Origin of the sequence: Actinocrinis puniceicyclus, from assembly GCF_018283645.1 — a bacterium.
GTDB lineage: Bacteria > Actinomycetota > Actinomycetes > Streptomycetales > Catenulisporaceae > Actinocrinis > Actinocrinis puniceicyclus.
The window spans coordinates 1-5296 of record NZ_JAGSXH010000220.1 but is presented as its reverse complement, the minus strand read 5'-3'; the positions used below and the strand labels follow the sequence as shown (position 1 = coordinate 5296).

Genomic DNA, 5296 nt, shown 5'->3' with positions numbered 1-5296 from the left:
GGGTGGGTGTGTCGGTCAGGCGGTCGATGAGCCGGTCGAGGGCGGCTTGGCCGTCCTCGACGGCGGCCTGCTCGTCTTCGGTCAGGGGGATGGCGGTGAGCATGCGCTGGAGGTTGTTCTTGGCTTCGAGGATCTGGGCCTTGGTGGAGTTCTTCGGGGTGTAGAAGTCGCATTTCGCGCAGGCCATGCGGTGTGGGCACTGTTCGAAGAAGTCGTAGGCGCACCAGCCGTGGCCCAGGTCGTAGTGCTGCCAGGGGGTGCCGTCCGCGGCGGCGACGGCGTCGCGGTCGATGAGCACCTCGATGGTGCGCACGTTGCGGGCGAAGTATCCGGCCTCGGTGTAGGCCTTGGTCAGCGTGTTCGGGGTGATCTTCGCGTAGTGCTGGGTGGTGACGGGGCTGCGGTGCCCGAGCCAGGCTTGCAGTTCGAACAGCGTCATCGGTTCTTTGGCGTTGTAGAGCTGGGTGGCGATCGTTGAGCGTGCCCGGTGGCTGGTGATTCTTCCGCGGACGTCGTTGGTGGGCACCGCGGCCTTGGCGCACAGGATCGGGATCAGTGCCCGGTTGAGGTAGTCGCGGGCTACGGGGTTGGCGCGGGTGCTAAAGAGGATCTCGACGTACTCGTTGGTCTTGGGGTCGAGGCGTTTGGGCTGGTCGGGTCGTTGGGCCTGCCAGGTTTCGATGGCCTGGCCGAGGATCGGGTCGACGGGTTTCGTGAACGCGGTGTTGGTCTTGTTGACCGGCACGTCCAGCAGGCACACGGCCTGGTCGGCCGTGATCTCGGGTGCCTCGCCGGTGATTGGGCGGCCCTGGTGTTGCCAGCGGATGCAGCCGCGGCGCAATCGGATGATCTCGTCGCTGCGCAGACCGGCGAACAGCCAGGTCAGCGCGAGGGCGCGGAGTATCGGCAGGGGGTAGTAGCCGCCGTGGTCGGGCAGGTCGTCGGCGGTGAGGTTCAGCCCGGCCCACAGCAGTTTCGCCCACACGTCCTCGGCGATGACGCGTGGGTCGGTGCCGATGAGCGCGGCGATGCTGCGCGGCAGGGCCAGGGTGCGGCCGGGGTCGAAGCGGCGCGGGACCCATTCCCATTCCTGCAGGTCGTGGAAGAAGATTCGCAGGCATGTCAGCAGGTGGGCCTTGGTGCGCGGAGCGATGGGCCGGCCGAAGCGCGCGTTGAGGTGGTCGGTGCGCGCGACGAAGTCGCCGATGTTCATGCGGTCCACCGCCGCGATCCAGGCAGCGCACAGGGCACGGGTCCAGTCGGCGGGCTCGACGGCCTCGGGATGCTGCTCGGCCAGCCAGCGTCCGACCTTGGCGAGGTTGGTTCGCACGACCGCGCGGGCGTGCGGGGTCAATGTCGAGGTCTGATGCCAGCGTTCGATGTAGCCCGCCCATGGTTCGGGGACCGCGGGCAGGCCGGGGGCGTTGTTGCGGCCCTCGCGCACGGGCGGTCGGCAATAGCCGAGGTCCGCGCAGATACGCTGGAGCGAGTAGAGCGCAGAGTGGTTGCGGTCGGCGCTCAGGGTCGGGTGCTGCCCGAGCCGGGCGAACGCCGCGTCGTCCAGGTCGCGAAGCAGGGGGCTGCGGTTGGCCAGCAGGATCGCGGCCATCGCGCCGGGTGGCTGATGGCGGTATCCCCACCCGGCGGCGACCTCGCCGGCCTGGGAGATGGCGGCGTCGACGGCGCTCGGTCCGAAGACCAGGTGGGCGAGGTAGAGCCGGTTGAACGCGCCGACGTGCTGGAACTCGGCGAAGTCGCCGAGCTGGTAGGCCAGGGCGATCAGGAAGGCGCGTACCCCGGATTCGGCGGGCCGTGCCTGTGCGGTGTTGAAGGCCGCGCGATCCGGGCCGATCAGCCTCGCCCAGTCCCAGGCACTCCAGCCCCACCAGGCGCGCCCGAGCTCGCCGCAGTTGCCGAGCACGATCGCGCCGGCGTGGCGGGCGAAACGGCGCGATTTCGGGGAATCTTCGTGCTGGAGCGCGCCGATCGCCTGGTCTACCGGGTCGCGGAGCCGCTCGAGCGCGTTCCAGCAGGTGGCGGTGCGTCGTGGCGGGCCGGTGCCGGTGGACCGGTTGCGCTGCAGCTCACGGAGATCGAGAGCGGCCAGGGCGGCCGCCTCCGCGGCCGTGAGTGCGCTGTGCCGGTCGAACTCGGACACATCGAACCAGCGGCCGGACCGTGCCGGGTCGCCGGGCCCGGGTGCGTCGGCCATCAGCCTCAGCGCCGCGCTCACGGCGTGCTCCCGGCCAACGCGGACACGCGCAGCGTGTGGACCTCGGCCATCGCCGAGCTCAGACGTTCGGACAGGTCCCGCCCCGACAGATGGATGTACCGCATGGTCGTCTCGGTGCTGCGATGTCCGGCGAACGTGGCGATCGCGTGGATCTCCCAGCCTGCCCGGGCCAGATCGGTCAGGCACAGATGCCGGGTGGTGTGGGTGGAAAACCGCGGAACCTCCGCGGCCAGCGCGAGGCGGCGCACCACCTTCGACCAGGTCCACAGGGTCAACGGGTCGGCCAGGTTGCGCCGGGACTCGGACAGGAACAGCGGGCCGCGCTCCCGGCTGATTGTCGCGCGGTGCCGCAGATATTCGCCCAGCAGTTGCCCGGTGGCCGCCGAGTACGGCACCGCGCGCTCGCGCCGGTTCTTCGTGGTCTCCGCGCGCACCCGCAGCATCCTGTGCGCAGGGTCGAGATCATCGGTGCGCAGCGCGCACAACTCCTCGCGGCGCAGAGCGGCATCGTAGGCCAACGCCAGCATCAGCTTATTGCGAGACGGCTCGCCCCCCACAGCCTGCAGGAACCGCAGCCATTCGGACTCGGCCGGGATCCAGGGTAGCTTCTCCTGCCGCGGTACCAGGCCCCGCGCCGAGCCCTGGCCGCCCCGGCCGGCGGCGTATCGGCCGCGCCCGACGGGGTTGGAATCGCGCACCCCCTCCTCGGCCAGGAAGTCGTAGAACAACCGCACTGGCACCAGCCGCTGCTGCAGCGTCGCGTTCGACAGGCCCGCGCCCGAATCCATGCTGACCACGTTCACGCCGTTCCGATGCGGCCTGGTCATCAGCTCCCGAACATAGGAGGCGACGTCACCGCGCTTGACCTCCCGCGGGTCCAGCCGCGCACGCTCGCAGAACCCGAGGAACTCTTCCAATCCACGCCCATACGCCGCGATCGTGTGCGGCGACTTGCCCAGGTCCGACCAGATCCGCAACCACTCGGCCGCAGGCTCACACCGGCACAACGCGCCCCAACGAGAGAACTGCTCCATCACATAAGCACACAACGACGCCGACAGCGCCACGGTGACGACCCACAGCGGGAACCACCCGCAGAGGTGATTCCACGTAACTTATAGGTAGAGGAACTTCCCGTCGCCGATCGGCAGGTAGGTGATGTCGCCCACGTACTTGGTGTTCGGCGCGGTGGCGGTGAACTCGCGCGCCAGCAGGTCCGGCACCGGTGTCGCCGAGGGCTCGGGGACGGTGGTGCGCACCTTCTTGCGCAGGTGCAGCCCGGCGATGCCGAGCCGGCGCATCAGGCGGCCCACCCGCTTGTGGTTGACCCTCCGGCCCGCCGCAGCCAGTTCGGCGGTGATCCTCGGGCGCCCATAGGTGCCCTCGGAGTCGGCGTGTATCCGTACGATACGCGCGCCCAGCTCCCGGTCGGCGCGTTCGCGTTCGGCCCGGGTCTCGGCGGCCGTGCGCCACCGGTAGAACCCGGAGCGGGAGACCTGCACGATCTGGCACAGTCGCTTGACGCCGTAGGCGCGGTGATGGTCCTCGACGAACTGGAAGCGACTCACCAGCCCGTCTCCCGCGCGAAATACTTCGCCGCCTTGCGCAGGATCTCGCGCTCGGTCTCCAGTTCGCGCACCTGCCTGCGCAGCCGCGCGATCTCGGCGTCCTTCGCCGACTCGGCCACCACCACCGGGTCCTCGGCCCGCTCGGCGGCCTTGACCCACTGGCGCAGCGTCTCGTGGTTCACGCCCAGGTCACGGGCCACCTGCGCCACCGGCCGGTCCGACGAACGAACCAGCGCGACCGCGTCGGCACGGAACTCAGCGGAGTATCGATACGTCCCCAACGGGAACTCCTGTCCCTCGGATCCTCACGATCCAATGATCAGGGTGTCCACGTTCAAGGGCTAACCCCCTAGCTACTCGATGTCACGTCCTTGAGCTTATTAGGGCTGTGACAGCGACGCGCCTTCACCAGCCAGCTGCCGACCTGGGGGATCGAGCCGCTGTTGCCGAAGGTCAAGCGCAACCCCGGGCACCCGCGCCAGCGCCGGGTCGACGACTGCGATGGCGCCACACAGGCCGTCCTCGACCTCCCACGGCCGACGCCTGCTCTTCGTCTTCGTTTCGGCCATCTCACACCTCCGGACACATCAATGAAGGCTGATACACGCCGCATTCCCGTAGGTCAGACATCCGAATATTGTTAGGAGTCCCGAGTGCTTCGTCGGCCACTGTGACAAGCCTCTGCGTGTGTGTGTGATTGCCAACTTGCTCGCGCGGTCAGGGCGCCGCCCTGACCGCGTTCGTACCCACCGTGCGCGAGACCGTCGGACACGGCGGATCGGTGTTGGTCGACGGGTTCCTCGTCCCGACCTGGGACTGAAAGCACACATGCAGCATGTACAGCGACAAACACCAGGAGTCAGGGTTTACATCAGGTCGCCGCCTCGATCGCCGGGGACATCGCCGCGGTGGGCGACCCGCTCCCCGGTGCACGGCACGACGCGTCCGTCTACGCCGCCTCCGGCTTGACCACCAAGCTTGCTGACCACGACACGCCGGTGACAAAGCATATCAGGGCCACGCCACCATCCGTCCGATCCACAAACCGCCCAAGGCCGAACTCATCACGCACGACCAGCGCTTCAACGCTTCCGTCTCTTCCATCCGCGCCACCATTGAACGCGCGAACTCGTGCATCTGCAGAACTGGAGGAACCTGGCCACCCGGTTCCGGCCATCCCTGGAGACGTCCCCGCCACACTCCGCGCCATCGTCGGCCTGTATTACGTGACCCAGGCTTGTGAATATGAATAAGTCTCCTTGAGGAGATTCACCACTTCGAGCGAATTCAAGCCGGGTTTCAACACCGCTGCGCAAGAACTCCGTGCTGGAGCGCGAATCACGCGTATGATCACCTGCACAACTGAACGTAAACGTTCACCGGTGTCACGGGGCGTGATGGTTCGGGGCGCGTGGTAGCTGCCGTTGTCCGGGTTGGTTTCGGCTGGTGGTGTGGTGGTGGGTCAGGCCGGGGTGTAGCCGGGTGGGAACCAGGG

Annotated in this window: 3 protein-coding genes and 1 pseudogene; all 4 read right to left on the bottom strand. The window is 68.1% G+C overall.

Features of this window, described 5'->3' with window-relative positions:
* Nucleotides 1-2233 (bottom strand): tyrosine-type recombinase/integrase (locus KGA66_RS31895; protein ID WP_211472429.1); only part of this gene is annotated, 2233 nt, incomplete at its 3' end.
* The gene (locus tag KGA66_RS27995) at nt 2230-3267 is read right to left on the bottom strand and encodes a tyrosine-type recombinase/integrase (protein ID WP_211472427.1); all 1038 of its coding nucleotides are present in this window, start codon (nt 3265-3267) and stop codon (nt 2230-2232) included. The genes KGA66_RS27995 and KGA66_RS31895, both read right to left, overlap by 4 nt.
* 84 nt (nt 3268-3351) lie before the next feature.
* Nucleotides 3352-4082: pseudogene (locus KGA66_RS30630) on the bottom strand (IS3 family transposase); the annotation flags it as partial.
* Between the two features lie 730 nt (nt 4083-4812).
* Nucleotides 4813-4938: a hypothetical protein gene (locus KGA66_RS31280; protein WP_281416873.1), complete on the bottom strand. Its 126-nt coding sequence runs from the start codon at nt 4936-4938 to the stop codon at nt 4813-4815.
* Between the last annotated feature and the right edge of the window lie 358 nt (nt 4939-5296).